Genomic DNA, 24,854 nt, shown 5'->3' with positions numbered 1-24,854 from the left:
ACCGGTCGTCCACTGAATCCTCGCTGTGTGCATTGCCTACCAGGCCAGAGGCCTGTTAGGACTTTCAAAGGAACCTCGAACCTGCCGAAGCAGGTCGGGGTATCAACATATCTGGCGTTGACTTTTGGCACGCTGTTGAGTTCTCAAGGAACGGACGCTTCCTTTGTACTCACCCTCAGAACATTTTCTGGGGCTTTCCTCCGGGCGCTTCCCTTCGGTCTTGCGTTTCCGACTCTATCAGACTCTTTCGTGTCCGATTCCCGGTCGAAGCGGGCCTCGCATTTTCGCTTTCCAGTTCTTCGCTTTCGCGCTTCCCCTTTCCGGCGAGTCCGACTCTATCAGATCCTTTCGGGCCTGATTCCCAGTCAGCGGGGCTTGTCTTCCCGGCTGTTGGGCCGTTCCGACGAGTGAGACATTAGCGGAATCCAGGGCCCCGACGCTAATCGGGGTCACGTTCCTTCGAACGCGGATTCCTCATTTCACATATGCGCACGCAGAGGCAGGCGACTGCTGTCGCTCGCTCGTTGTGGTTACTGCGGAATGGCTGTCCGGGGACCGACCGGGGTCGGCGCTCACGTCGGACAACTCGGAGCACACTACGGATGCGGAGGGGGCGTGTCAACCCCCCTCCTCGCCGGGGTGCGGTGGAAGGCGAGGCGGTAGTCGCGGGGGCTGACGCCCAGGTGGGTGGCGAAGTGCTGGCGCATGGTGATCTCGCTGCCGAAGCCCGTGCGGCGGGCCACCTCGGGCAGGGGGAGGTCCGTGCGCTCCAGCAGCTTCTGAGCTGCGGCGATGCGCTGGGTGATGAGCCAGCGCAGTGGGGTGGTGCCGGTCGTGGCCTGGAAGTGGCGGGCGAAGGAACGGGAGGACATGCCGGCCCGGGCTGCCAGTTCTGCCACGGTGTGCGGATCCGCCAGACGGGTCAGAGCGAAGGTGCGTACGGCGGCGAGCGTGTCGGCGTCGCGATCGGCGTGCGGCGTGGGGTGCTCGATGAACTGAGCCTGTGTACCGGTACGGAAGGGGGCCGTGACCATCGAACGCGCGATCGTCGCCGCGGTCTCGGCGCCATGGGTCCTCCGTACGAGATGCAGACAGAGGTCGATGCCCGCTGCTGTGCCGGCGGACGTCCAGAGGTTGTCGTCGTGGACGAACAGGGCGTCCGGGACGACGGTCACCTCGGGGTGGCGGGTGCGCAGGAGGTCGGTGAGGTTCCAGTGGGTGACGGCCCGGCGGCCGTCGAGGAGGCCCGCCTGGGCCAGGGTGAACGCGCCTCCGCAGAGGGCGGCGATCGGTGTGGCGCGGGCGTGGGCGCGGCGCAGGGCTTCGAGGACCGGTTCCGGGGCCGGCGTCACATGGTCGTCAAGGCCGGGGACGACGATCAGGTCGGCTCTGGCCAGCCAGTTCAGCGTGCGGTCGGGGGTCAGGGAGAGTCCGCCGCGCAGGGGAATGGGGGCGGGGGTTGTCGCCGTGCGGTGCAGGACGAAGGGCGGGACGCCGCGGTCCGTGCGGTCCACGCCCCAGACTTCCGTGATGACCGAGACGTCGAACGCGCGGACGCCGGGGAAGGACACGAGGGCGATCCGGGTGGGGGCGGGGCGGGGCGTGTCGATCGTGGCCATGGTGGCAGTAAAGCATCGGTCGATGGCTTTCTGACCTCTGGGCGGTCGGGGTTCCCGGCGGCAGGATCGTGGCCATGGAGATCGCGGAGAACACAGCGCTGGTCGTGGTGGACGTGCAGCAGGGGTTCGAGGAGGAGGCGTACTGGGGGCCGCGGAACAATCCCGCCGCGGACGAGAACATCGCCGGGCTGATCGATGCCTGGCAGTCCAGCGGGCGGCCGGTCGTCTTCGTACGGCATGACTCGCCCAAGCCCGATTCGCCGTTGCGGGTGGGATATCCGGGGAACGCGTTCAAGCCGTACGTGGAGGAGCGGCGGGGGAAGGGCGGCGGGCCCGAGTTGTTTCTGACGAAGAGCGTGAACTCGGCGTTCTACGGGACGCCGGATCTGGGGGCCTGGCTGCGTGCCGCTGGGATCCGCCAGCTCGTGGTGGCCGGGATCCAGACCAATATGTGCGCGGAGACGACGGCGCGGATGGCGGGGAACCTGGGTTACGAGGTGTTCTTCGCGCTCGATGCGACGTACACCTTCGACGGGGCGGGGCCGTGGGGGTGGACGCTGGGCGCGGAAGAGCTGGCGCGGGCCACCGCCGTGTCGCTGCACGGCGGTGGGTTCGCGACGGTGGTGCGCAGTGCGGAGCTGATCGCTGCCGCGGAGTAGGTCAGCCGTTGCCGGAGGCGAGCTCGCGGCTGCGGTCGCGGGCCGCCTCCAGGGCGGCGATGAGGGCGGCGCGTACGCCGTGGTTCTCCAGTTCGCGGATGGCGCTGATGGTGGTGCCGGCCGGGCTGGTGACGGCTTCGCGGAGCTTGACCGGGTGCTCTCCGCTGTCGCGGAGCATCACGGCGGCGCCGATGGCGGCCTGCACGATGAGGTCGTGGGCCTGGGCGCGGGGCAGGCCGAGCAGGATGCCGGCGTCCGTCATGGCCTCGACGAGGAAGTAGAAGTAGGCCGGGCCCGAGCCGGAGAGGGCGGTGGCCGCGTCCTGCTGGGACTCGGGGACACGCAGGGTCTTGCCGACGCCTCCGAAGATCGTCTCGGTGGTGGCGAGGTGGTCGGTGGTGGCGTGGCTGCCCGCGGAGATGACGGACATGCCCTCGTCCACCAGGACGGGGGTGTTCGGCATGACACGGACCACCGGGGTGCCCGTGGTGAGGCGCTCCTCGATGAACGCGGTCGTGATGCCGGCCGCGGCGCTGATGACCAGGCGGTCGGCGGTGATGTGGGGGGTCAGCTCGTCGAGGAGGCGGCCCATGTCCTGGGGCTTGACCGCCAGGATGAGGATGTCGGCGCGCTTGGCCGCCTCGGCGTTGGTGACCGCGTCGACGCCGTAACGGTCGTGGAGCTCCGCGGCACGCTCGGGGCGGCGGGTGGTGACCAGCAGGTCCGCCGGGCGCCAGCCGGCCCGGATCATGCCGCTGAGCAGGGCCTCGCCGATCTTGCCGGTGCCGAGGACTGCAACTGTCTGGGTCATGCGGTTCACCCTCCGGGCGGTGCTCGCTGTACACGGTGCTCAGTGCTCGTCCCCGTCATCCTCGCACCGGCCCGTCAGGCGGTGCGGCGGCGGAGGGTGGCTGCGCCGAGGGTGAGGACGAGGAGGGCGCAGCCGGCCACGATCGCGATGTCGCGGACGAAGTTTCCGGTGATCGCGGTGTGGTGGAGGACCTCGTTCATGCCGTCGACGGCGTACGACATGGGCAGCACGTTCGAGATCGCTTCGAGGGCGGGTGCCATCCGGTCGCGGGCGATGAAGAGTCCGCAGAGCAGGAGCTGCGGGAAGATCACGGCCGGCATGAACTGGACGGCCTGGAACTCGGAAGCCGCGAAGGCGGAGACGAACAGGCCGAGCGCCGTGCCGAGCAGTGCGTCGAGCAGGGCGACCAGGAGCAGCAGCCAGGGCGATCCGGTGACGTCCAGGCCGAGGGCCCAGACCGAGAGGCCCGTGGCCAGGAGCGACTGGACGATGGCGACAGCGCCGAAGGCGAGGGCGTAGCCGGCGATCAGGTCGCCCTTGCCGAGCGGCATGGCGAGGAGGCGCTCCAGGGTCCCCGAGGTGCGTTCGCGCAGGGTGGCGATCGAGGTCACCAGGAACATCGTGATCAGCGGGAAGATGCCGAGGAGCGAGGCGCCGATGGAGTCGAAGGTCTGCGGGCTCCCGTCGAAGACGTAGCGCAGCAGCGTGATCATCACGACCGGGATCAGCAGAAGGAGTGCGATCGTGCGCGGGTCGTGCGTCAGCTGGCGCAGGACGCGGGCCGCGGTGGCGAGGGTGCGGGCGGCGCTCAGGGGTGAGGTGCCGGCGGTCGTCGTGCTCATCGGGCGTTCTCCTGACGGGTGGCGGCCGCGTCGACCAGGTGGAGGAAGGCTTCTTCGACGGTGTCGGTGCGGGAGTCCGTGCGCAGGGCCTCGGGGGTGTTGTCGGCGAGGATCTCGCCTTCGCGCATCAGGAGCAGCCGGTGACAGCGCTCGGCCTCGTCCATGACGTGGGAGGAGACGAGCACGGTGGTGCCGCGGTCGGCGGCGAGGCGGTGGAAGAGCTTCCAGAGGTCGCGTCGGAGCACCGGGTCGAGGCCGACGGTGGGTTCGTCGAGGACCAGCAGTTCGGGGGTGCCGAGCAGCGCCACCGCGAGGGAGACCCTGGTGCGCTGGCCGCCCGAGAGGGTGCCCGCGAGGTTGTCGGCGTGGCTGGTCAGGTCGACTTCGGTGACGGCACGGGTCACGGCCTCGCGGCGGGCGTCCCGGTGGCGGCGGCCCGGCTGGAGGATCGCCGCGAAGTAGTCGAGGTTCTGCCGGACGGTGAGGTCGGTGTAGACGGAGGGGGCCTGGGTGACGTACCCGATGCGGGGGCGGAGGGTGGGGTGGCCCGCGGGGCTGCCCAGGACGTCGAGGGTGCCGGTGACCTTGGCCTGGGTGCCCACGACGGACCGCATCAGGGTGGATTTCCCGCAGCCGGAGGGGCCGAGGAGTCCGGTGATCCTGCCGGGTTCGACGGTGAAGTCGAGTCCTTTCAGGACGGTGCGGCTGCCTCGTACGACGGTGAGGCCACGGGCCTCGATGGCGACGCCCGAAGAATTCATCATGTGATGAATTCTGGTCCCGGCCAGGCGCCGCCGTCAAGGGACCGCGCGTCAGCGGCGCGGTGCGGTGCGGTGCGGTGCGGTCAGCGGGCGGCCACGTTCAGGTCGACGATGTACGCCTCCTCGACCGTGCCGTCCGGGAAGAGCGACGCGAGGTACTCGCGTTCTTCGGCGAGGAAGCGCCGGGTGGGTTCCGCGCCGAGGACCAGGAACGCGGAGTGACTGCCGAGGTTGGCGAGGTGGGCGGTCAGCGGGATGCGCCGGGTCCAGGGGATACGACGGTGTACGAAGGCGAGCTCGGGCAGCAGACCGCGGGTGCGGGCGGGCGAGCCGTGGGCGCTCTCGTCCTCGGCACCGGCCTCGTCGCGGAAGAAGCGGCGCAGCCGGGCGTCCTGGTCGGCGACCCACGGGACGGTGTGGTCGGAGACGTTCCACCAGAGGGCGAGCGCACCGCCCGGCCGCAGGACGCGCAGGGCCTCGGGGGTGGAGCGGGCGCGGTCGGTCCAGTGCCACGACTGGGCGTAAGTGATCAGGTCGGCCGAGGCAGTGGCGAAGGGGAGGCTGTTGCCGTCACCCCGCACCAGCGGGACGCGGGGCAGGGACCGGCGCAGTTCCGCCGCCATGCCGGGGCCCGGCTCCACGGCGACGACGTGGGCGCCGCGGTCATGGAGGCGGCGGGTGGAGATGCCGGTGCCCGCGCCCACGTCGAGGGTTCGGGCGCCGCGCAGGGGGCGGCCGGCGAGCTCCTCGACGGCGTCGAACAGGGCCGACGGGTAGCCGGGCCGGGCCTCGGCGTACTGGGCGGCCGCCCGGTCGAAGGACAGGGCGCGCGGGGTTGCGGGGTCCGGGGCGTGTTCCGGAGTGGTGTCCGGGGAGTCCGTTGCGGTCATGGGGCCATCGTGCCGCCCGCGTCCCGCCCCGGAACGGGGTCCCCCTACTTGCGGCGGGCCTTCTTCGCCTTGGCCGTCTTACGGGCTGCCGGGTTGCCTGTCCGGGACGAACGGCGCTTCGCGAACCGGGCCTGGGCCGCCTCGTACTCCGCGCGCCGGAGCTTCTCGCCCGGTGCCTCGGTGAACGTACGGAAGAAGTACGCGAGGAGCGAGCCGACGAAGCCGATGGTCTTGAGGCCGCGCAGCGTGTCCTCGCGGCCCGGGTCGGCCGGGCGGCGGCTGAAGCCCTCCCACGTCTTGCGGAAGGCGACGGCGCTGCAGATGGCGAACATCAGGACGACCAGCAGGCCGATGAAACCGCCGACGTCGGCGATCTCCAGGCCCTGGAAGGCGAAGCGCAGCACGAAGCAGGAGGCGACCGCGGCGGCGAGCGAGCCGAGGGAGGCTCCGGCGCGGCGGAGCGCGTAGTTGCCGTCGTGGGCGACCCAGGTCGTCCCGAAGAAGCGGATGGGCTCGGGCTGCGGGCCGGGGGCGGTCGCGGGGGCACCGGTGGGCGCCGTGCCGGACTCGCCCGCGCCCGGGGCCGCGCCGTCGGAGGTGTCGCTGTTCTCGCTCACGAGGTCGATTATCCAGGAGCGGACCCCGGACCGGGACAGCCCGTGCGCGGTGGCGCGAGCCGGAAGCGGCTGCGGCCCCTCCGGAGAGGGGCCGCAGCCGGGGTGACTCGGGACCGGTGTGGCTCAGCCCAGTTTGGAGACGTCGCGGACGGCGCCGCGGTCCGCGCTCGTCGCCATGGCCGCGTAGGCGCGCAGCGCCGCCGAGACCTTGCGCTCGCGGTTCTTCGGCGCGTACACGCCGTTCAGCGCCTCGCGGCGGGTGGCCAGCTCGGCGTCGGGGACGAGGAGCTCGATCGACCGGTTCGGGATGTCGATCCGGATCCGGTCGCCGTCCTCGACCAGCGCGATCGCGCCGCCGGACGCCGCCTCGGGCGAGGCGTGGCCGATGGACAGGCCCGACGTACCGCCGGAGAAGCGGCCGTCGGTGATCAGCGCACAGGTCTTGCCGAGGCCGCGGCCCTTGAGGAAGGACGTGGGGTAGAGCATCTCCTGCATGCCGGGACCGCCGCGCGGGCCCTCGTAACGGATGACGACCACGTCGCCGTGCGTGATCTCCTTGCGGAGGATCTTGTCGACGGCCTCCTCCTGCGACTCGCAGACGACCGCCGGACCCTCGAAGGTCCAGATCGACTCGTCGACGCCGGCCGTCTTCACGACGCAGCCGTCCACGGCGATGTTGCCCTTGAGGACCGCGAGGCCGCCGTCCTTGGAGTACGCGTGCGCCACGTCGCGGATGCAGCCGCCCGCCGCGTCCAGGTCGAGGGTGTCCCACCGCTCGGACTGCGAGAAGGCGGTCGCGGAACGGACACAGCCCGGGGCCGCGTGCCACAGCTCGACGGCCTCGGGGGACGGCGAGCCGCCGCGGATGTCCCAGTTCTTGAGCCACTCGGCGAGCGTGTCGGAGTGCACCGAGTGCACGTCCTCGTTGAGATGGCCGCCTCGGTGGAGCTCACCGAGGAGGGCGGGGATGCCGCCGGCCCGGTGGACGTCCTCCATGTAGTACGTACCACCGGGGGCCACGTTGGGGGCGACCTTGGAGAGGCACGGGACCCGGCGCGAGACCTCGTTGATGTCGTCGAGGTTGTACGCCAGCTCCGCCTCCTCGGCGGCGGCCAGCAGGTGCAGGATCGTGTTGGTCGAACCGCCCATGGCGATGTCCAGCGCCATCGCGTTGTCGAACGCGGCGCGGGTGCCGATGGCACGCGGCAGGACCGTCTCGTCGTCCTGCTCGTAGTAGCGCTTGGTGATCTCGACGACCGTGCGGCCTGCGTCCTCGTACAGCGCCTTGCGGGCGGTGTGCGTGGCGAGGACGGAGCCGTTGCCGGGGAGGGAGAGGCCGAGGACCTCGGTCAGACAGTTCATCGAGTTGGCGGTGAACATGCCGGAACAGCTGCCGCAGGTGGGGCAGGCGTTCTCCTCGATACGGAGGATGTCCTCGTCGGAGATGCTCTCGTCGACCGCGTCACTGATCGCGTTGACCAGGTCGAGCTTGCGGACCGTGCCGTCGACGAGGGTGGCCTTGCCGGCCTCCATCGGACCGCCGGAGACGAAGACGGTGGGGATGTTGAGGCGCATGGCGGCCATCAGCATGCCCGGGGTGATCTTGTCGCAGTTCGAGATGCAGATCAGCGCGTCGGCGCAGTGCGCCTCGACCATGTACTCGACGGAGTCGGCGATGAGGTCGCGGGAGGGCAGGCTGTAGAGCATGCCGCCGTGGCCCATGGCGATGCCGTCGTCCACCGCGATCGTGTTGAACTCGCGGGGAACCGCGCCCGCCGCCTTGATCGCCTCGGAGACGATCCGGCCGACCGGGGCGAGGTGGGTGTGGCCGGGGACGAACTCGGTGAACGAGTTGGCGACCGCGATGATCGGCTTGCCGATGTCCTCGCTCGCTACGCCCGAGGCGCGCATAAGGGCGCGCGCGCCCGCCATGTTGCGGCCGTGGGTGACAGTGCGGGACCTCAGCTGCGGCATCGTCTCTCGCTCCTTCGACAGAAAAGACTGGCTTCGAGCGTACGCCTCCGGTGCCAGGATCTGGACAGGGTGTCCGGAATGCGGGATTGGGTGCTCAGGGGGTGGGCGGGGGTGAGGTGGGGTGCGGGTGCGGGTCGTGGTGGGTTTCGGGGCTCTGCCCCGGGCCCCGCTCCTCAATCGCCGGAGGGGCTTGAACGGCCCGGGCCGTCCGGATCGGTGGAGGGGCTGGGGCTTGAGCTGTCCGTCAGGTAGCGCTGGAGGGTCGGGGCCACCATCGCGATGATCTTCTCCGGGGGCGCCGAGGCCAGGGGCTCCGCCCGGAGCACGTACCGCAGCATCGCGATGCCCACCATGTGCGAGGCGGCCAGTTCGGCGCGGAAGGTCGGGTCGGGTACGTCCAGCTGTTCCGCGATCCGTCCGAGCAGTCGCCGCAGGACGAAGCCGCGCAGCACGTTCGCCGCCGCCTCGTTGGTCAGGGCCGACCGCAGGACCGCCAGCAGCGGGGTCCTGGTCACCGGGTTCTCCCAGACCGCGATGAAGTAGCGGGCCAGCCGCTCCCCCAGGCCCTCCTTGTCACTGCCCAGAATGGCCGGGATCACCAGCGCGGGTTCGAAGGAGAGCTCGATCGCGGCGGCGAAGACCTCGTCCTTCGTGCCGAAGTAGTGGTGGACCAGGGCGGGGTCCACGCCCGCCGCCTTCGCGATGCCGCGGACCGACGTCTTGTCGTAGCCGCGGTCGGCGAATTCGGTGCGGGCGGCCTCCAGGATGCGGGTGCGCGCATCCGGACCGGCCGTCGCCGTCGTGCGGGAGGGGCGGCCGCGGCGCCTGGGCACCGGGGCTTCGCCGCCCGGGGTCATGAGCGCGGCACCTGCGCCGAGGAGGCGAGGTGCAGCCGGGTGAAGGCGAGCGCCTCGGCGAGGTCGGCCTCGCGTTCGGCGGTGGACATCGCCCGGCGGGTGTTGACCTCGATGACGACATGGCCGTCGAAGCCGGTCCGGGCCAGCCGCTCCAGCAGTTCGGCGCAGGGCTGGTCGCCGCGGCCGGGCACCAGGTGCTCGTCCTTGCCGGAACCCTTGCCGTCGGCCAGGTGGACGTGGGCCAGCCGGTCGCCCATCCGGTCGACCATGGCCATGCCGTCCGTACGCGCGGTCGAGGTGTGCGACAGGTCGACCGTGAAGTGTCGGTAGTCGTCGTTGGTGACGTCCCAGTCGGGGGCGTACGCGAGCATCTCGCGGTCCCGGTAGCGCCACGGGTACATGTTCTCGACGGCGAAGCGCACATCGGTCTCGTCCGCCATCCGCCAGATCCCGGTGACGAAGTCACGCGCGTAGTTGCGCTGCCACCGGAACGGCGGGTGGACCACCACGGTCGACGCGCCGAGCTTCTCCGCAGCGGCACGGGCCCGCTGGAGCTTGACCCAGGGATCGGTGGACCAGACCCGCTGCGTGATCAGCAGACAGGGGGCGTGAACGGCCAGGATCGGCACCTGGTGGTAGTCCGAGAGCCGGCGCAGGGCCTCGATGTCCTGGCTGACGGGGTCGGTCCAGACCATGACCTCCACGCCGTCGTACCCCAGGCGCGCGGCGATCTCGAAGGCCGTCGCCGTCGACTCCGGATAGACCGAGGCCGTCGACAGGGCGACCTTCGCATCCGGGATGCGCACCACTGGTTCTGCCACGCAGACAGCGTACGGGCAGCGGTGCGCGTCGCCGAGGGCGTCCGGCCGAAAGTGAGAAGGGCCATGACGGTGACGCGCCGGGGCGGAGCCGTCAGTTCAGGGCCACGTCCTCGGTGGACGTCAGGTGGTCCAGGCGTCGCAGGATCACTCCCTCGCGCAGCGCCCAGGGGCAGATCTCCAGGTCCTCGACGCCCAGGAGGTCCATCGCGCCCTCCGCGACCAGCGCGCCCGCCAGCAGCTGGGCGGACCGGCCCTCGGAGACGCCGGGCAGGTTCCCGCGCTCCTCGACCGTCATCGCCGCCAGCTTCGGCACCCACTCCTCCAGGGCCTTGCGGCTGAGGGTGCGCTGCACGTACAGACCCTCGGTGGAGCGTGCGGCGCCCGCGATCCTGGCGAGCTGCTTGAAGGTCTTGGACGTGGCCACGACATGGTCGGGGCGGCCGAAGCGGGTGAACTCGCCGACGCTGCGGGCGATCCGCGCCCGTACATGGCGGCGCAGCTCCTTCACCTCCGCCGGGTCCGGCGGATCGCCGGGCAGCCAGCCGGCCGTGAGCCGGCCGGCGCCCAGCGGCAGCGACACGGCGGCGTCGGGTTCCTCGTCGATGCCGTACGCGATCTCCAGCGAGCCGCCGCCGATGTCCAGGAGCAGCAGCTTGCCCGCCGACCAGCCGAACCAGCGCCGGGCCGCGAGGAAGGTGAGGCGGGCCTCCTCCGTGCCGCTGAGGACGGCGAGGTCGACGCCCGTCTCGTCGCGCACCCGGGCCAGCACCTTGTCGGCGTTGCTCGCTTCCCGTACCGCGGAGGTCGCGAACGCCAGCACGTCCTCGCAGCCCTTGTCCTCGGCGGCCTGGAGCGCGTCGGCGATCGTCGTCACCAGCCGGTCCACGCCGAGCGGGCCGATCGCCCCGTCCTCGTCGAGGAGCTCGGCCAGGCGCAGCTCCGCCTTGTGCGAGTGCGCGGGCAGCGGGCGGGCGCCCGGGTGCGCGTCGACCACCAGCAGATGAACCGTGTTCGACCCCACGTCGAGGACTCCGAGTCTCATATGCAGAACGCTACTGCGGCTTCGGGTGGGGGCGGACCGGCGCACGGTGCCCCGCCCATGCGCCGGTCCGACTTACTCTGGGCTCGTGCCAAAGACGAAAAAGGCGAAGCCGGGCAAAGCCACGAAGAAACAGAAGACGAAGCAGGAGATGCAGCAGCCGCAGACAGAGGGACCCCAGGCGTCCGACGAGACGGGGATCGACTTCGCGCGGGCGTGGGTGGAGTTCCCGGACCCCGCCGACGACGAGCAGGTCTTCCGCTGTGACCTGACCTGGCTGACGTCCAGGTGGACCTGCATCTTCGGCAGTGGCTGCCAGGGCATCCAGGCCGGTCGCGCCGACGACGGGTGCTGCACCCTGGGCGCCCACTTCTCGGACGAGGACGACGAGAAGCGGGTGGCCGGTCACGTCGCCCGGCTCACCCCGGACCTGTGGCAGTTCCACGACGTGGGTACGGAGACGGGCTGGGTCCAGACCGATGACGACGGGGAGCGGCAGACGCGGCGCTGGGAGGGGTCCTGCATCTTCCAGAACCGTCCCGGCTTTGCCGCGGGGGCCGGCTGTTCCCTGCACATCCTGGCGCTGCGTGAGGGCAAGGAGCCCCTGGAGACCAAGCCGGACGTGTGCTGGCAGCTTCCGGTCCGGCGTACGTACGACTGGATCGACCGGCCCGACGACACGCGTGTGCTCCAGGTGACGATCGGTGAGTACGACCGACGGGGCTGGGGACCGGGCGGCCACGACCTGCACTGGTGGTGCACGTCGGCGACGTCGGCGCACGGTGCCGGGGAGCCGGTGTACGTGTCCTACCGGCCCGAGCTCACGGAGCTGATGGGCAAGGAGGCGTACGACCGGCTGGTCGAGCTGTGCGAGGAGCGGCTCTCCTCGCTGCTGCCGATGGCACCGCACCCGGCGGACCCGGTGAATCCGGCGTAGGGCCCCGGGGCCCGTCAGTCCGCCGCCGGCGGGGTGCTCGGGCCGCCCTCTCCCGGGTCGGTCGGCGGCGGGGTGTCCGTCGGGTCGGGGGACGGGCTCGGTGAGCCCGGGTCCGTCGGCGGCCGGGTGCTGCCCGTCGGGTCGGGCGTCGGCGTCGGCGTGGGTGTCGGCGTGGGTGTCGGTTCGGGGCCCGGGGAGGACGGCGACGGTTCCTCCGGAACGGGCGGGTGCGGACGGGACGGCCCGCTCGGCCGGGGCGTGCCGGTCGGCGCGCGCCCCCCGTACCCGTGCATCGACACGACCGACCCCGAGGGGGCGACGGCGACCCGTGCGGTCCAGTAGCCGGCGGGTTCGCGCGCGCGGTCCACGAGGACGCGGACCGTGATGCTGTCGCCCGCCGCGAGCGTTCCCGAGGTGTTGCTCAGGCGCAGCCAGGACTGGCCCGTGCCGGCCGACCAGACGACCGGGCCCGCCTTCGACGCGGTGAGCGTGATCGTCGTCGCACCGCCGGACGACCTGACCTCGACGGTGAGGCGGCCCGCGGCGGACCCTCCCCCGTCCTGGTCCGTTCCCACGCTGATGACCTCGGCGGAGACGTCCGGGAGGCGGGCGCCGTCCGTGAAGCCGGGGCCGGGCTCGGGGCGGGCGTTGCCCGCGTTCTCGTAGTGGTCGTACGGGTCGTCGGCCCCGTGGCCGTCGTCCGTCTCGGTCGCGGTGACCGCCGAACCGTCGCGCCCCTCGCCGGTGAGCGGTGCGCCCCGGTATGCGGACCACAGGGCGATCACGGGGGCGGCGACGACCGTGGCGACGACCGTCGTCGTCATGACCCTGGACCGCAGCCGGTCCCGGCGCGCGGCGTGGTCCTTCGGGTCCATCGGGAAGCCCGCCCGGTCGAACCGGGGAGTGGCGGACCGATTCTTCTGATGCTTCTGGGCGTGCAGCATCGCCACATAGGCGGAGGGGCGCGGCGCCTCGACGACCGCCAGCGCGGCCACGGGCGTGACCGCGGCCCCCGGCCAGGGGTCCCGGGCGCCGGCCCGCTCGGCCGCGCGGCGGCAGCTCGGGCAGTCGTCCACATGCCGTACGAGCTCGCGGCGCAGGGTGGCGGAGAGCAGGACGCGATGGTCGCCGGTGAGCCGGGCGACCGCGGGGCAGTTGCCCTTCTCGACGACGGCGAGGGCGGCCCTCGTCCGTTCCACCTCGCAGGCGGCGGCGGCCAGGAGCTCCCGGGCGGTCGCGGGTTCCAGCCCGAGGACGGCGGCGACCGCGCGCGGGGTGAGCCGGTGGCGCACCGCGAGCTCCAGCGCCTCACGCTGTTCGGGGGTGGTGCCCGCCGCCTCGGGCCAGGCCAGCTGGGCCAGCTCGCGGCGGTGCGCCTCGGCGGCCGCCGGGCTCTCCACGGAAACGGATGCGGACGCGGAGATGGACATGGCGGGCGCCGGAACCGTGGACGCCGGAACCGTGGACGCCGGCACGGCGGATCGGGGCGCGGAGGGCGTGAGGGGTGGTGCGACCGCGGCTTTCGAGGCGTGCGCGGACGCGGGCGCGCGCCGTCCCGCTCGGGCTGCCGGTACGGCGGGACCGCGAGGGGCGTCCTGCCCCCTGACCGGCTGCCTGCGCGCCTGCGCCCCGTCGGGCCTGCGGTGCGCCTGACGGCCCTGCTTCTGCTCGCCGAGCCTGCGCAGACACATCCACCTGGCCAGTGCGTACAGCCAGGCTCTGCGTTCCTCCTCGTCCGCCGGGCACCGGCCGCCCTGCCGCTCCGCCAGTGCCAGCACTCCGCCGAGCACCTCGGTGGCGGCGTCGTGGTCGCAGAGCACGGAGAGGCAGTACGTGAACAGGCCGTCGAGATGCGGCTCGTAACGGGCGGGAGGCTGCTTCGGCGAGGAGTGGGGCGCACGGTGCTGCCCCCGGTGTGCGCCGGGGGTGTTCGTGGGGGTCTCCAGCCTGCTGCTCGTCACCTTGCGACCGTAGGCAGGGCAGGGCATACGTCTCGTACCCCTTGAGGACATTTAACCCTTACGGGTGAACGTATCGCTCAATAAGGGACAGGAATCCGCGATTCCGCCCACGGCGGCAGTGTGTGACCCCCGCCCGCACCCCGCGCCGGGCCGCACTGTCCGACCTCACCTATACGGTGGCGCCATGGCTGCCCGTACGAAATCCGCGAAGGACCGGCCGTCCTACCGCTGCACCGAATGCGGCTGGACGACCGCCAAGTGGCTCGGCCGCTGCTTCGAGTGCCAGGCGTGGGGGACGGTCGAGGAGTTCGGCGGAGCCCCTGCGGTCCGGACCACGGCGGCAGGCCGGGTCTCCACCGCCGCGCTCCCCATCGGCCAGGTCGACAGCCGCCAGGCCACCGCCCGCTCGACGGGCGTCGGCGAGCTGGACCGGGTGCTGGGCGGCGGGCTGGTGCCGGGTGCCGTCGTGCTGCTCGCGGGCGAGCCGGGCGTCGGGAAGTCGACGCTGCTGCTGGATGTGGCGGCCAAGGCGGCGAGCGAGGAGCACCGCACGCTCTACGTCACCGCCGAGGAGTCCGCCAGCCAGGTCCGCATGCGTGCCGACCGGATCCGGGCGATCAACGACCATCTGTATCTGGCCGCCGAGACCGACCTGTCCGCGGTCCTGGGCCATCTGGACGCCGTCAAGCCGTCCCTGCTCGTCCTGGACTCCGTACAGACCGTCGCCTCACCCGAGATCGAGGGCGCGCCCGGCGGCATGGCACAGGTCCGCGAGGTCGCCGGAGCGCTGATCCGCGCCTCCAAGGAGCGCGGCATGTCGACCCTGCTGGTCGGCCACGTCACCAAGGACGGCGCGATCGCCGGCCCCCGGCTGCTGGAGCACCTGGTCGACGTGGTGCTCTCCTTCGAGGGCGACCGGCATGCCCGGCTGCGGCTCGTGCGCGGCGTCAAGAACCGTTACGGGGCGACCGACGAGGTCGGCTGCTTCGAGCTCCACGACGAGGGCATCACCGGCCTCGCCGACCCCTCCGGCCTCTTCCTCACCCGCCGGGACGAGCCCGTGCCCGGCACCTGCCTGACCGTCACCCTGGAGGGCAAGCGCCCGCTGGTCGCCGAGGTGCAGGCGCTCACCGTCGATTCCCAGATCCCCTCGCCCCGGCGCACCACCTCGGGTCTTGAGACGTCCCGGGTGTCGATGATGCTGGCCGTCCTGGAGCAGCGCGGCAAGATCAGCTCGCTCGGCAAGCGGGACATCTACAGCGCCACGGTCGGCGGTGTGAAGCTCTCCGAGCCGGCCGCGGATCTCGCGATCGCGCTCGCCCTGGCCAGCGCGGCAAGCGACACACCGCTGCCGAAGAACCTGGTGGCGATCGGCGAGGTGGGTCTCGCGGGCGAGGTCAGACGGGTCACCGGGGTCCAGCGCAGACTGGCCGAGGCACACCGCCTGGGCTTCACCCACGCGCTGGTTCCGACCGATCCGGGGAAGGTCCCGGCCGGTATGAAGGTCACAGAAGTCGCCAACATGGGCGACGCTCTGAGGGTGCTCCCGCGCCGCTCTCGCGCACAGGCCCCACAGGAGGACGGCGCACGCCGGTAGACTTTGCCCTGGTCTCGCCCGTCCGTACGAACGGTATGAGGGACATGGGGTCCTTCGTTCGGATCAGGTCTGATCCGAACGGAAGCCCTGAGGGCACCGCAAACCTGTGACCGGAGGAGTGCAGTGGCAGCCAGCGACCGGGCAGCATCGCCCGGAAAGTCCGGCCAAGGCACCGGTAACGAGGCGCTGATGCGCGCCTCGTTGACCGCCGTCGCGCCCGGAAGGGCCCTGCGGGACGGCCTGGAGCGCATCCTCCGTGGCAACACCGGCGGGCTGATCGTGCTCGGCATGGACAAAACCGTCGAGTCGATGTGCACGGGCGGCTTCGTGCTGGACGTGGAATTCACCGCGACCCGGCTGCGTGAGCTCGCCAAGCTCGACGGGGCACTGATCCTCGACAAGGACATGACCAAGATCCTGCGGGCCGGTGTCCAGTTGGTCCCGGACGCCTCGATCTCCACCGAGGAGACGGGCACCCGTCACCGCACGGCGGACCGGGTCTCCAAGCAGTGCAACTTCCCGGTCGTCTCGGTCTCGCAGTCGATGCACCTCATCGCGCTGTACGTGGACGGGGAGCGCCGGGTCCTGGAGGAGTCCGCCGCGATCCTCTCCCGGGCCAATCAGGCACTCGCCACGCTGGAGCGGTACAAGCTCCGGCTCGACGAGGTCGCGGGCACGCTCTCCGCACTGGAGATCGAGGACCTGGTGACGGTCCGGGACGTGACGGCCGTCGCCCAGCGGCTGGAGATGGTCCGGCTGATCGCGACCGAGATCGCCGAGTACGTGGTGGAGCTCGGGACCGACGGCCGGCTTCTCTCGCTCCAGCTGGACGAGTTGATCGCCGGAGTGGAGCCGGAGCGCGAGCTGGTCGTGCGCGACTACGTACCGGAGCCGACGGCGAAGCGCTCGCGCACGGTGGCGGAGGCGCTCACCGAGCTGGACGCGCTCTCCCACACCGAGCTGCTCGAACTCCCGGTCGTGGCAAGGGCGCTGGGATACAGCGGCTCCCCGGAGACGCTCGACTCGGCGGTGTCCCCGCGCGGTTTCCGGCTGCTGGCGAAGGTGCCGCGGCTGCCCGGGGCGATCATCGACCGGCTGGTGGAGCACTTCGGCGGCCTGCAGAAGCTGCTCGCCGCAAGCGTCGACGATCTCCAGACAGTGGACGGCGTCGGTGAGGCACGGGCCCGCAGCGTGCGCGAGGGGCTGTCGCGGCTGGCCGAGTCGTCGATTCTCGAACGGTACGTGTAAGCGGTACGTCCAAGCGGTACGCGGAGGCAGTATGTGCGGCCGGGGCCGCCTCCCGCCCGGCGTGCCCCGCGCCGCGTCAGTCCTTCGCGAGGACGAACGAGGCGCGCTGCACGGGCTCGCCCGGGGCCTTGGCCTCGACCAGATACGTACCGGGGCCGGCAGCCCCCGCGGGCGGTGTCGCGCACTTCGGGGCGCTCTTCGCGCGGTCCCACTCCACGGCGTGCTCGACGCTCGCCCCCGCAGGCACCTTCAGCAGCACGGCGGCCGCGTTGCGCGGGCAGTCCTTGGAGGACCACACCTCTTCGTCGTCACCACCCGCTTCGGTGACAGTGAGCACCGCGGCCTTCGGCCCGAAGTCGGCCTTGCACGCGGCGGACGAGGTGTTGGTGGCGATCAGCCGGAACTTCGGCTTCTCGCCGGGTCCGTAGCGGAGGTCTGTCTTCAGGGTCAGCCGCAGTGCGCCGGGCACACAGTCGGGAAGTGCGGATCCGGCCGGGACCTGCTGCCCCGCGGTTCCGCCGCCCGATCCGGAACCGGCTTCCGTGTCCGAGCCGTTGCCGTTGTCGCCCGCGCCGTCGCCCGTACCGCCGGAGCCCGCCGCGCCGGAGCCCGCGTCCGAACTTCCGCCACTGCTCCCGCCGCTGCTCCCGCCGCTGCCGCCGGTGTCGCCCGACTCGTCGCGCCCGCCCGGCTGTTCACTGATCGCGGGGCCGGAACCGGAGGGCCCCGGCGTGATCGAGTCGACGGGACCGGAGCCGGGGGCCCGCGAGTCGTCGTGATTCCCCTTGCCGCCACCGGAGGTGACGGCCCATACGATCAGCAACGCGAGCAGCGCAATCAGCGTCGCCGCTACTGCCCTCCGTCGCCAGTAGATGGTGGAGGGAAGCGGCCCGATCGGATTACGCAGAGATCCCACGGCGCAAACTGTACGAGAGAACAGCGCCAACTCCCGCCCCACCCGCCGCCACAGGCCTCCAAGTTTTGCGGATCATCATCCCGGGACGGCTCGTTCCCGCTCCGGACCTGCTCAATGGGCACCCTGCGTCAATACACAACCACTTTGAGTGACCATTGACGATCCGTGGGCCAGTTGCCGCAACGGCTCGCGGGGCGTGCCGCCACTTGCCGGAGCACAGGTCCGGCAGGGCAGGGAAAGACGGGCGGCACTATCACTCCAAGGGCTCTTATGAGGGGCGACACCCCCGTGCCCCTGACGCCCGTCTGCTCTTCCATGCCAGGATCGACGATGCGATGACTGCCACAACTGCGACACAGACGCCCCCCACCTCCCTCCACACTCCCGTCATCGGGTGGTTCGACCAGCACGCCCGCGATCTGCCCTGGCGCCGCCCCGAAGCGGGCGCCTGGGGTGTGATGGTGAGTGAGTTCATGCTGCAGCAGACCCCCGTCAACCGGGTCCTCCCGGTGTACGAGCAGTGGCTGGCCCGCTGGCCGCGACCCGCCGACCTCGCAGCACAACCGCCCGGCGAGGCGGTCCGCGCCTGGGGCCGGCTCGGCTACCCGCGGCGGGCCCTGCGCCTGCACGGGGCTGCCCAGGCCATAACGGAACGGCACGGCGGCGACGTGCCGAGCGAGCACGCCCAGCTGCTCGCCCTGCCCGGGATCGGCGAGTACACGGCGGCCGCCGTGGCCTCGTTCGCCTACCGGCAGCGGCACGCCGTCCTCGACACGAACGTCCGCCGGGTGTTCGCCCGGGCCGCGACCGGCATCCAGTACCCGCCGAACGCGACCACCGCCGCCGAACGCAAGCTCGCCCGCGCCCTGCTGCCGGAGGAGGACGAGCAGGCGGCGCAGTGGGCGGCCGCGACGATGGAGCTCGGCGCCCTCGTCTGCACCGCGAAGAACGAGGACTGCTCGCGCTGCCCGATCGCCGGGCAGTGTGCCTGGCGGCTGGCCGGGAAGCCCGCACACCAGGGACCGCCGCGCCGCGGCCAGACCTACGCCGGTACGGACCGGCAGGTGCGCGGCAGGCTCCTCGCGGTGCTCCGCGAGTCGGTGACCCCGGTGCCGCAGTCGGCGCTCGACGCGGTGTGGGAGGAACCGGTGCAGCGTGCCCGTGCGCTGGACGGCCTGGTCGCCGACGGCCTGGTCGAACCGCTCGCGGGCGGCCAGTACCGGCTGCCGCTGACCTGACGGACCGGGCGGGCCCTGTTCCGCTTCCCGTTCCGTTTCCCCGGGTCCTTTGCCCCTCTCCTCCTGCGCTGTTACACAACCGATGGGCAGCCGTGCGTCGGCGTACGGCTGCTCCGCACAGCCCCGTGACAACTGCTCCGTAGCGTCACCGACGTCAGCCCGACGACCAGGCGGCTGGCGGTGGTTCTACGGGGTTTCACGGGGACGGAGGCGGTTGTCATGGCGCAGGGTGAGGTGCTCGGTTTCGAGGAGTACGTACGTACCCGGCAGGACGCGTTGCTGCGCAGTGCGCGCCGGCTGGTCCCCGACCCCGTGGACGCACAGGACCTGCTGCAGACCGCGCTGGCCCGTACCTACGGCCGCTGGGACGGCATCGCCGACAAGTCCCTGGCCGACGCCTATCTGCGTCGCGTCATGATCAACACCCGCACCGAGTGGTGGCGGGCGCGCAAGCTGGACGAGGTCCCCACCGAGCAGCTCCCCGATGCCAGCGTCGAGGACGGCACCGAGCAGCGTGCCGACCGCGCCCTGCTGATGGACGTCCTGGGCGTGCTGGCTCCCAAGCAGCGCAGCGTGGTCGTGCTGCGACACTGGGAGCAGATGAGCACGGAGGAGACGGCCGCTGCGCTCGGCATGTCGGCCGGTACGGTGAAGAGCACGCTGCACCGGGCCCTGGCGCGACTGCGCCAGGAGCTGGAGAGCAGGGAAGCGGCGAGCCGTGCGGAGCGCATCCGCGAGGACGGGGACCGGGGAGCGGACGTCCGCGTCGCGGCGCCCCGGAACCCGGTGCGGTCGCGGGCACGGGCAGGGGCGCCCCGCGAGGGGCGTCATGACGAGCGGGGGCGGGAGCGGTGCGCGGCCTGACAGGCAGCGGTGAGGGCGGCGGCGAAAGCGGCGGCGATGTCACCGGAGGACCCACGGGGGACGGGGCCGGTACCGGGCGCGGACGCCGGCTGACCGGCTGGGCGGCGAGCAGCACGGCACTGGCCGGGCTCGCCGTCTTCGCGCTGTTCGCCGTCAGCTGCTCCACCGGCGGCACGGGCACGCGCGACGAGGGCCCGGCGGGTACCCAGCCGGTCGCCCAGGTCACGCCGAGCACCATGACCCCGTCCACGGCGAAGCCGACGCCCCGGGTCGACGCGGTGGCCCTGCTCAAGGCGGATGCCGAGGTGAGCGAGCGGGTCAGGACCGACCTCAGGCCCTGCACCGGTGACGAGTACCCGGTGGACACCTCGTACGGCTCCTTGACCGACGGCCCCTCCGCCGACGTGGTGGTGAACGTGATGACCTGCGGCGACTCCGTCGGTGTGGGCACCTATGTCTACCGGCCGCGGTCCGACGGCACGTACGAGAACGTGTTCACCATCGAGCAGCCCGCCGTCTACGGAACCATCGACCGCGGTGATCTGGTGGTGACGACGCAGGTGTACGAGAAGAAGGACGCGGTCGCCTATCCCTCGGGCGAGGAAGTGATCACGTACCACTGGGCAAGCAGCCGGTTCAGCGAGCAGGACCGGGTGCACAACGACTTCAACAGAGCCGTCGGAGCCGGAGAAGGGGACTTCCCCGAGCCCACGGAACCGACGAAGAACTGAGAGCAGTCCGATGGCCGAGACCCATGTCCTGTTCGTCGAGGACGACGACGTCATCCGCGAAGCCACCCAGCTGGCGCTGGAGCGCGACGGCTTCGTGGTCACCGCGATGCCCGACGGCCTCAGCGGCCTGGAGGCGTTCCGGGCCGATCGGCCCGACATCGCGCTGCTCGACGTGATGGTGCCGGGCCTGGACGGGGTCAGCCTCTGCCGGCGCATCCGGGACGAGTCGACGGTGCCCGTGATCATGCTGTCGGCCCGGGCCGACTCGATCGACGTGGTGCTCGGCCTGGAGGCCGGCGCCGACGACTACGTCACGAAGCCGTTCGACGGCGCGGTCCTGGTCGCCAGGATCCGGGCGGTGCTCCGCCGCTTCGGCCATGCCTCGGGCAGCGGGGCGGGCGGCGGCGAGGCGGCGGCGCATCCCGAGGGCGGCGTTCTGGTCTTCGGCGACCTGGAGGTCGACACCGAGGGCATGGAAGTCCGCAAGGGCGGCGAGCAGGTGGGCCTGACCCCGACCGAGATGCGGCTGCTGCTGGAGTTCTCGTCCGCGCCCGGCACGGTGCTCTCCCGCGACAAGCTGCTGGAGCGGGTCTGGGACTACGGCTGGGGCGGGGACACCCGGGTCGTGGACGTCCATGTGCAGCGGCTGCGCACGAAGATCGGCCAGGACCGGATCGAGACGGTCCGCGGCTTCGGCTACAAACTCAGGGCATGAGGCGCCCGGCCCTGCGGACGGGTGTCCGCTGGAAGATCAGCATCGCGATCGCGTCGGTCGGCGCCCTGATCGCGGTCGCGCTGAGCCTGGTCGTCCACAACGCCGCCAGGGTCTCCATGCTGGAGAACGCGCGCGAGGTCCAGCTGGAACGGCTGACCTACGCCCAGCTGCTGTACGAGGCGACGAAGACGAAGAAGGCCGATCCCCGCTTCGGCGCGAAGCTCAACGATCCGACGATGCCGAAGAGCCTGCGCCAGGAGACCCGGCGCAACCGGCGCGCGACGCATGTCGAGGACAGCGGCGGGGTACCCGACGTCTGGGCGGCCGTTCCGCTGCCCGGCGGCGACGTGCTCTCGCTGCACACCCGTTTCGCCGACCGCTCCACCACGATCCTGGGCGATCTCGACCGGGCCCTGATCATCGGCTCGGTCTCGGTCGTCCTCGGCGGCTCCGCGCTGGGCGTGCTGATCGGCGGCCGGCTCTCGCGCCGGCTGCGCAAGGCGGCGGCCGCCGCGGGGAGGGTGGCGCAGGGCCATACCGATGTACGGGTCGGGGACGCCGTCGGCGGGGTCGTGCGGGACGAGACCGATGAGCTGGCCGGCGCGGTGGACGCCCTGACGGACGCGCTGAACGAACGGATCGAGGCCGAGCGCCGGGTCACCGCGGACATCGCGCACGAACTGCGCACGCCCGTGACGGGTCTGCTGACGGCTGCCGAGCTGCTGCCGCCGGGACGGCCGTCGGAGCTCGTACGGGACCGGGCGCAGGCGATGCGCACGCTGGTCGAGGACGTGCTGGAGGTGGCGCGGCTGGACAGCGCATCCGAGCGGGCCGAGCTGCAGCAGCTGGCGCTGGGCGAGTTCGTCAGCCGCCGGGTGGCGCTGCTGGGCCCGGAGGTGCGGGTGCAGGTGGTCCACGAGTCGTGGGTCAGCACCGATCCGCGGCGGCTGGAGCGCATTCTGTTCAATCTGCTGGGCAATGCCGCCAAGCACGGCTCCACGCCCGTGGAGGTCACCGTCGAGGGCCGGGTGGTGCGGGTCCGCGATCACGGTCCGGGGTTCCCGGCGGCGCTGCTGCGGGAGGGGCCGAGCCGGTTCCGTACCGGATCCACCGACCGGGCCGGGCAGGGGCACGGACTGGGGCTGACGATCGCGGCCGGTCAGGCGCGGGTGCTCGGCGCCCGGCTCACCTTCCGCAACGCCGCTCCCGCGGGGGCGGCCGAGGGCGCCGGCGGGGCGATCGCCGTCCTGTGGCTGCCCGAGCACGCACCCACGGACACCGGCAGCTTCCCCATGCTGCAGTTGGGCGAACAGCGCGGCCCGGCGCCCGGCGGCAGGAAGGCCGCGGGCGGCGAAGCGGACCTGCGCGGCGGTCGGCCCGAGCGCTGAGCCGTCCGGGCAGGACAGCGCCGAGGCCCCGGGGTGCACGCACCCCGGGGCCTCGGCATGTCTGCGGATGCGGACGGTCAGGCCTCCACGACCGGGGCCTTCTCCGGTCCGGTGCCCCGCAGCGGCACCTCCTTGACGAACAGCGCCGCCACCAGGGCGACCAGTCCGACCGAGGCGCCCACCAGGAAGGCGATGTGGGTGCCGGACGCCACCGCGTACTCGTACGCCTCGCGCACCGGCACCGGCAGCTTCGCCAGGCTCGCCGCGTCCAGCTGGGCGCCGTGCATGGTGGCGCCCGCACCACCGCGGGCGGCCATCTCGTCGCTCACCCGGCCGGTGAACAGCGCGCCCATGATGGCGACACCGAAGGAGCTGCCGAGCGTACGGAACAGGGTGGTGGAGGACGAGGCGACGCCCATGTCCTTCATCTCGACGCTGTTCTGCGCGACGAGCATCGTGATCTGCATCAGGAAGCCCATGCCCGCACCGAGCACCGCCATGTAGATGCCGGAGGTGAACCGGGTGGTGTCCGTGTCCATCGTCGAGAGCAGGAAGAGTCCGGCGACCATCAGGACCGATCCCACGATCGGGAAGATCTTGTACCGGCCGCTGCTGGTGGTGATCCGCCCGGCGACCAGCGAGACGATCATCATCGCCAGGAGCATCGGCAGGAGCAGCAGTCCGGAGTTGGTCGCGGACGCGCCCTGGACGGACTGCTGGAACAGCGGCAGGTAGAGCACCGCGCCGAACATCACGAAGCCCGCCATGAAGCCGACCACGGACATCAGCGTGAAGTTGGCGTTGCGGAAGATGTGCAGCGGGATGATCGGCTCGGCGGCCTTGGTCTCGACGAACAGGAAGCCGGCCAGTGCGGCGACGCCTATGGCGATGAGCTCCATGATGACCGCGGAGTTCCAGTCGTACTCCGAACCGCCCCAGGTGGTCACCAGGACGATCGCGGTGATGCCGACCGTCAGGAGCCCGGCACCGAGGTAGTCGACCTTCGCCTTGGTGCGTTCCCGCTTGGGCAGGTGAAGCACGATGGTGATCATGGCCAGGGCGACGGCGCCCAGCGGCAGGTTGATGTAGAAGCTCCAGCGCCAGCCGAGGTGGTCGGTGATGGTGCCGCCGACCAGCGGTCCGCCGATCATCGCGATCGCCATGACGCCGGCCATCATGCCCTGGTACTTGCCGCGCTCGCGGGGCGGCACGAGGTCGCCGATGATCGCCATGACGCCGACCATCAGACCGCCCGCGCCGAGACCCTGGATCGCCCGGAAGCCGATCAGCTGACCCATGTCCTGGGACATGCCGCTGAGGACCGAGCCGATCAGGAAGATCACGATGGACGTGAGGAAGATGCCCTTGCGCCCGTACATGTCGCCGAGCTTGCCCCAGATGGGGGTGGAGGCGGCGGTGGCCAGGGTGTAGGCGGTCACGACCCAGGACAGGTGCTCCAGACCGCCGAGGTCACCCACGATGGTCGGCATCGCGGTGCCGACGATCAGGTTGTCGAGCATGGCCAGCAGCATGGCGATCATCAGGGCGAGCACCACCACCCGCACGCTGCGCTGTCGCGGGGCGGGCTTCTCCGCCGGTCCGGGCGGTGCTTCCGCCTTTCCGTCCGCCGCCTTCATCAGGTCCGCCATGTTCCCCAACTCCCCGGTTCCCCTGTACACCGGGCCCTTACTTGCCGCCCGGCTAGTTGACTACACTCGGGGAAGGTAGCCCCGTAACTAGCCGGGCGTCAAGTAAGTTTTTGGGAGAGCACCATGGGCAGCACGCCGCAGCCGCGCCGGGGCAACACCCGACAGCGCATCCAGGACGTCGCCCTGAACCTCTTCGCCGAGCAGGGCTACGAGAAGACCTCACTGCGCGAGATCGCCGAGCACCTCGATGTCACCAAGGCCGCGCTCTACTACCACTTCAAGACCAAGGAAGACATCCTGGTCAGCATCTTCGAGGACCTCAACCGACCCGTCGAGGACCTGATCACCTGGGGCGAGACGCAGCCGCGCACCCTGGAGACGAAGAAGGAGATCCTCAGCCGCTACAGCGAGGCCCTGGCCGGCGCCACCCCGCTCTTCCGCTTCATGCAGGAGAACCAGGCGACCGTGCGCGACCTGAGCATCGGCGTGACGATCAAGGACCGGGTCCTGGCGCTGGTGGACCTGATCAAGGATCCCGACGCACCGCTCACCGATCAGGTGCGGTGCTTCAGTGCGCTCTTCACCCTGCACGCCGGCATGCTCGCGCTGAAAGACGTCGACGGCGACCCCGAGGACAAGCGGAAGGCCGCCCTCGAAGTCGCCGTCGAACTGGTCACCCGGGCCCACGGCCCGGATTCCGCCCAGTAGCGGGATGGTGTC

23 protein-coding genes are annotated in these 24,854 nt (G+C 71.4%); 10 read left to right on the top strand and 13 right to left on the bottom strand.

Features of this window, described 5'->3' with window-relative positions; all coding sequences use genetic code 11:
* Positions 1-596: 596 nt before the first annotated feature.
* The gene (locus tag OG912_RS19430; RefSeq protein ID WP_327710452.1) at positions 597-1,619 is read right to left on the bottom strand and encodes a GlxA family transcriptional regulator; all 1,023 of its coding nucleotides are present in this window, start codon (positions 1,617-1,619) and stop codon (positions 597-599) included.
* A 74-nt stretch (positions 1,620-1,693) separates the two neighbouring features.
* On the opposite strand from OG912_RS19430, the gene OG912_RS19425 reads away from it, so the two are divergent.
* Positions 1,694-2,278, top strand: a complete 585-nt coding sequence (locus tag OG912_RS19425) for a cysteine hydrolase family protein (protein ID WP_327710451.1) — start codon at positions 1,694-1,696, stop codon at positions 2,276-2,278.
* Between the two features lies 1 nt (position 2,279).
* On the opposite strand, the gene proC is transcribed toward OG912_RS19425, so the two are convergent.
* From proC to OG912_RS19380, 9 genes are all read right to left on the bottom strand, one after another.
* A complete protein-coding gene (gene proC, locus OG912_RS19420; protein ID WP_327710449.1) occupies positions 2,280-3,089 on the bottom strand; it encodes a pyrroline-5-carboxylate reductase in 810 nt (269 codons plus the stop codon).
* A 74-nt stretch (positions 3,090-3,163) separates the two neighbouring features.
* Positions 3,164-3,931, bottom strand: a complete 768-nt coding sequence (locus tag OG912_RS19415) for an ABC transporter permease (protein ID WP_327710448.1) — start codon at positions 3,929-3,931, stop codon at positions 3,164-3,166.
* The gene (locus OG912_RS19410) at positions 3,928-4,695 is read right to left on the bottom strand and encodes an ABC transporter ATP-binding protein (protein ID WP_326736917.1); all 768 of its coding nucleotides are present in this window, start codon (positions 4,693-4,695) and stop codon (positions 3,928-3,930) included. Before OG912_RS19410 ends, OG912_RS19415 begins: the two co-directional genes overlap by 4 nt.
* An 80-nt stretch (positions 4,696-4,775) precedes the next feature.
* Positions 4,776-5,582, bottom strand: a complete 807-nt coding sequence (locus OG912_RS19405) for a class I SAM-dependent methyltransferase (RefSeq protein WP_327710447.1) — start codon at positions 5,580-5,582, stop codon at positions 4,776-4,778.
* 44 nt (positions 5,583-5,626) lie between these two features.
* Positions 5,627-6,199: a hypothetical protein gene (locus OG912_RS19400; protein WP_327710446.1), complete on the bottom strand. Its 573-nt coding sequence runs from the start codon at positions 6,197-6,199 to the stop codon at positions 5,627-5,629.
* 123 nt (positions 6,200-6,322) lie between these two features.
* Positions 6,323-8,173, bottom strand: coding sequence for a dihydroxy-acid dehydratase (gene ilvD, locus OG912_RS19395; protein ID WP_327710445.1), 1,851 nt, complete (start codon positions 8,171-8,173; stop codon positions 6,323-6,325).
* 173 nt (positions 8,174-8,346) lie between these two features.
* Positions 8,347-9,030 (bottom strand): TetR/AcrR family transcriptional regulator, encoded by a 684-nt coding sequence (locus OG912_RS19390; RefSeq protein ID WP_327710444.1) that lies wholly within the window; start codon positions 9,028-9,030, stop codon positions 8,347-8,349.
* Positions 9,027-9,851 carry a sugar phosphate isomerase/epimerase family protein gene (locus OG912_RS19385; RefSeq protein ID WP_326736921.1) on the bottom strand — a complete coding sequence of 275 codons (825 nt, stop codon included), beginning with the start codon at positions 9,849-9,851 and terminating at the stop codon, positions 9,027-9,029. The genes OG912_RS19390 and OG912_RS19385 overlap by 4 nt, the downstream gene beginning before the upstream one ends.
* Before the next feature lie 91 nt (positions 9,852-9,942).
* Positions 9,943-10,893: a Ppx/GppA phosphatase family protein gene (locus OG912_RS19380; protein WP_327710443.1), complete on the bottom strand. Its 951-nt coding sequence runs from the start codon at positions 10,891-10,893 to the stop codon at positions 9,943-9,945.
* 85 nt (positions 10,894-10,978) lie between these two features.
* Between OG912_RS19380 and OG912_RS19375 the strand changes: the two genes are divergently transcribed.
* Positions 10,979-11,827: a hypothetical protein gene (locus OG912_RS19375; RefSeq protein ID WP_327710442.1), complete on the top strand. Its 849-nt coding sequence runs from the start codon at positions 10,979-10,981 to the stop codon at positions 11,825-11,827.
* Between the two features lie 14 nt (positions 11,828-11,841).
* Here the strand turns inward: OG912_RS19375 and OG912_RS19370 are convergent, their stop codons facing one another.
* Positions 11,842-13,788 (bottom strand): hypothetical protein, encoded by a 1,947-nt coding sequence (locus OG912_RS19370; RefSeq protein ID WP_327710441.1) that lies wholly within the window; start codon positions 13,786-13,788, stop codon positions 11,842-11,844.
* A gap of 184 nt (positions 13,789-13,972) precedes the next feature.
* On the opposite strand from OG912_RS19370, the gene radA reads away from it, so the two are divergent.
* Positions 13,973-15,385, top strand: a complete 1,413-nt coding sequence (gene radA / locus OG912_RS19365) for a DNA repair protein RadA (protein WP_326736925.1) — start codon at positions 13,973-13,975, stop codon at positions 15,383-15,385.
* A 123-nt stretch (positions 15,386-15,508) separates the two neighbouring features.
* Complete coding sequence (gene disA / locus OG912_RS19360; RefSeq protein WP_326736926.1) at positions 15,509-16,633, top strand: DNA integrity scanning diadenylate cyclase DisA; 1,125 nt, start codon at positions 15,509-15,511, stop codon at positions 16,631-16,633.
* Between the two features lie 76 nt (positions 16,634-16,709).
* Here disA and OG912_RS19355 read toward each other — a convergent pair whose 3' ends face one another.
* Positions 16,710-17,507: a hypothetical protein gene (locus OG912_RS19355; RefSeq protein WP_327713475.1), complete on the bottom strand. Its 798-nt coding sequence runs from the start codon at positions 17,505-17,507 to the stop codon at positions 16,710-16,712.
* Positions 17,508-17,884: 377 nt separating this feature from the next.
* Here OG912_RS19355 and OG912_RS19350 point away from each other — a divergent pair, with 377 nt between their 5' ends.
* The 5 genes from OG912_RS19350 (at position 17,885) to cseC (ending at position 22,485) form a co-directional block, all read left to right on the top strand.
* Positions 17,885-18,787: an A/G-specific adenine glycosylase gene (locus OG912_RS19350; RefSeq protein ID WP_326736927.1), complete on the top strand. Its 903-nt coding sequence runs from the start codon at positions 17,885-17,887 to the stop codon at positions 18,785-18,787.
* A gap of 219 nt (positions 18,788-19,006) precedes the next feature.
* Positions 19,007-19,651, top strand: a complete 645-nt coding sequence (locus OG912_RS19345) for a SigE family RNA polymerase sigma factor (protein WP_326736928.1) — start codon at positions 19,007-19,009, stop codon at positions 19,649-19,651.
* Positions 19,639-20,382, top strand: coding sequence for a hypothetical protein (locus tag OG912_RS19340; RefSeq protein ID WP_327710440.1), 744 nt, complete (start codon positions 19,639-19,641; stop codon positions 20,380-20,382). The genes OG912_RS19345 and OG912_RS19340 overlap by 13 nt, the downstream gene beginning before the upstream one ends.
* A gap of 10 nt (positions 20,383-20,392) precedes the next feature.
* Positions 20,393-21,097, top strand: coding sequence for a two-component system response regulator CseB (gene cseB, locus OG912_RS19335; protein WP_327710439.1), 705 nt, complete (start codon positions 20,393-20,395; stop codon positions 21,095-21,097).
* Positions 21,094-22,485, top strand: a complete 1,392-nt coding sequence (cseC, locus tag OG912_RS19330) for a two-component system sensor histidine kinase CseC (protein WP_327710438.1) — start codon at positions 21,094-21,096, stop codon at positions 22,483-22,485. Before cseB ends, cseC begins: the two co-directional genes overlap by 4 nt.
* A 77-nt stretch (positions 22,486-22,562) precedes the next feature.
* On the opposite strand, the gene OG912_RS19325 is transcribed toward cseC, so the two are convergent.
* Positions 22,563-24,134 carry an MDR family MFS transporter gene (locus tag OG912_RS19325; RefSeq protein WP_327710437.1) on the bottom strand — a complete coding sequence of 524 codons (1,572 nt, stop codon included), beginning with the start codon at positions 24,132-24,134 and terminating at the stop codon, positions 22,563-22,565.
* Between the two features lie 123 nt (positions 24,135-24,257).
* Between OG912_RS19325 and OG912_RS19320 the strand changes: the two genes are divergently transcribed.
* The gene (locus OG912_RS19320) at positions 24,258-24,842 is read left to right on the top strand and encodes a TetR/AcrR family transcriptional regulator (RefSeq protein WP_327710436.1); all 585 of its coding nucleotides are present in this window, start codon (positions 24,258-24,260) and stop codon (positions 24,840-24,842) included.
* The last annotated feature ends 12 nt before the right edge of the window (positions 24,843-24,854 follow it).

It is taken from the genome of Streptomyces sp. NBC_00464, assembly GCF_036013915.1.
Lineage (GTDB): Bacteria > Actinomycetota > Actinomycetes > Streptomycetales > Streptomycetaceae > Streptomyces.
The sequence above is the reverse complement of the archived record's forward strand: the minus strand, read 5'-3'. Positions and strand labels throughout refer to the sequence as shown.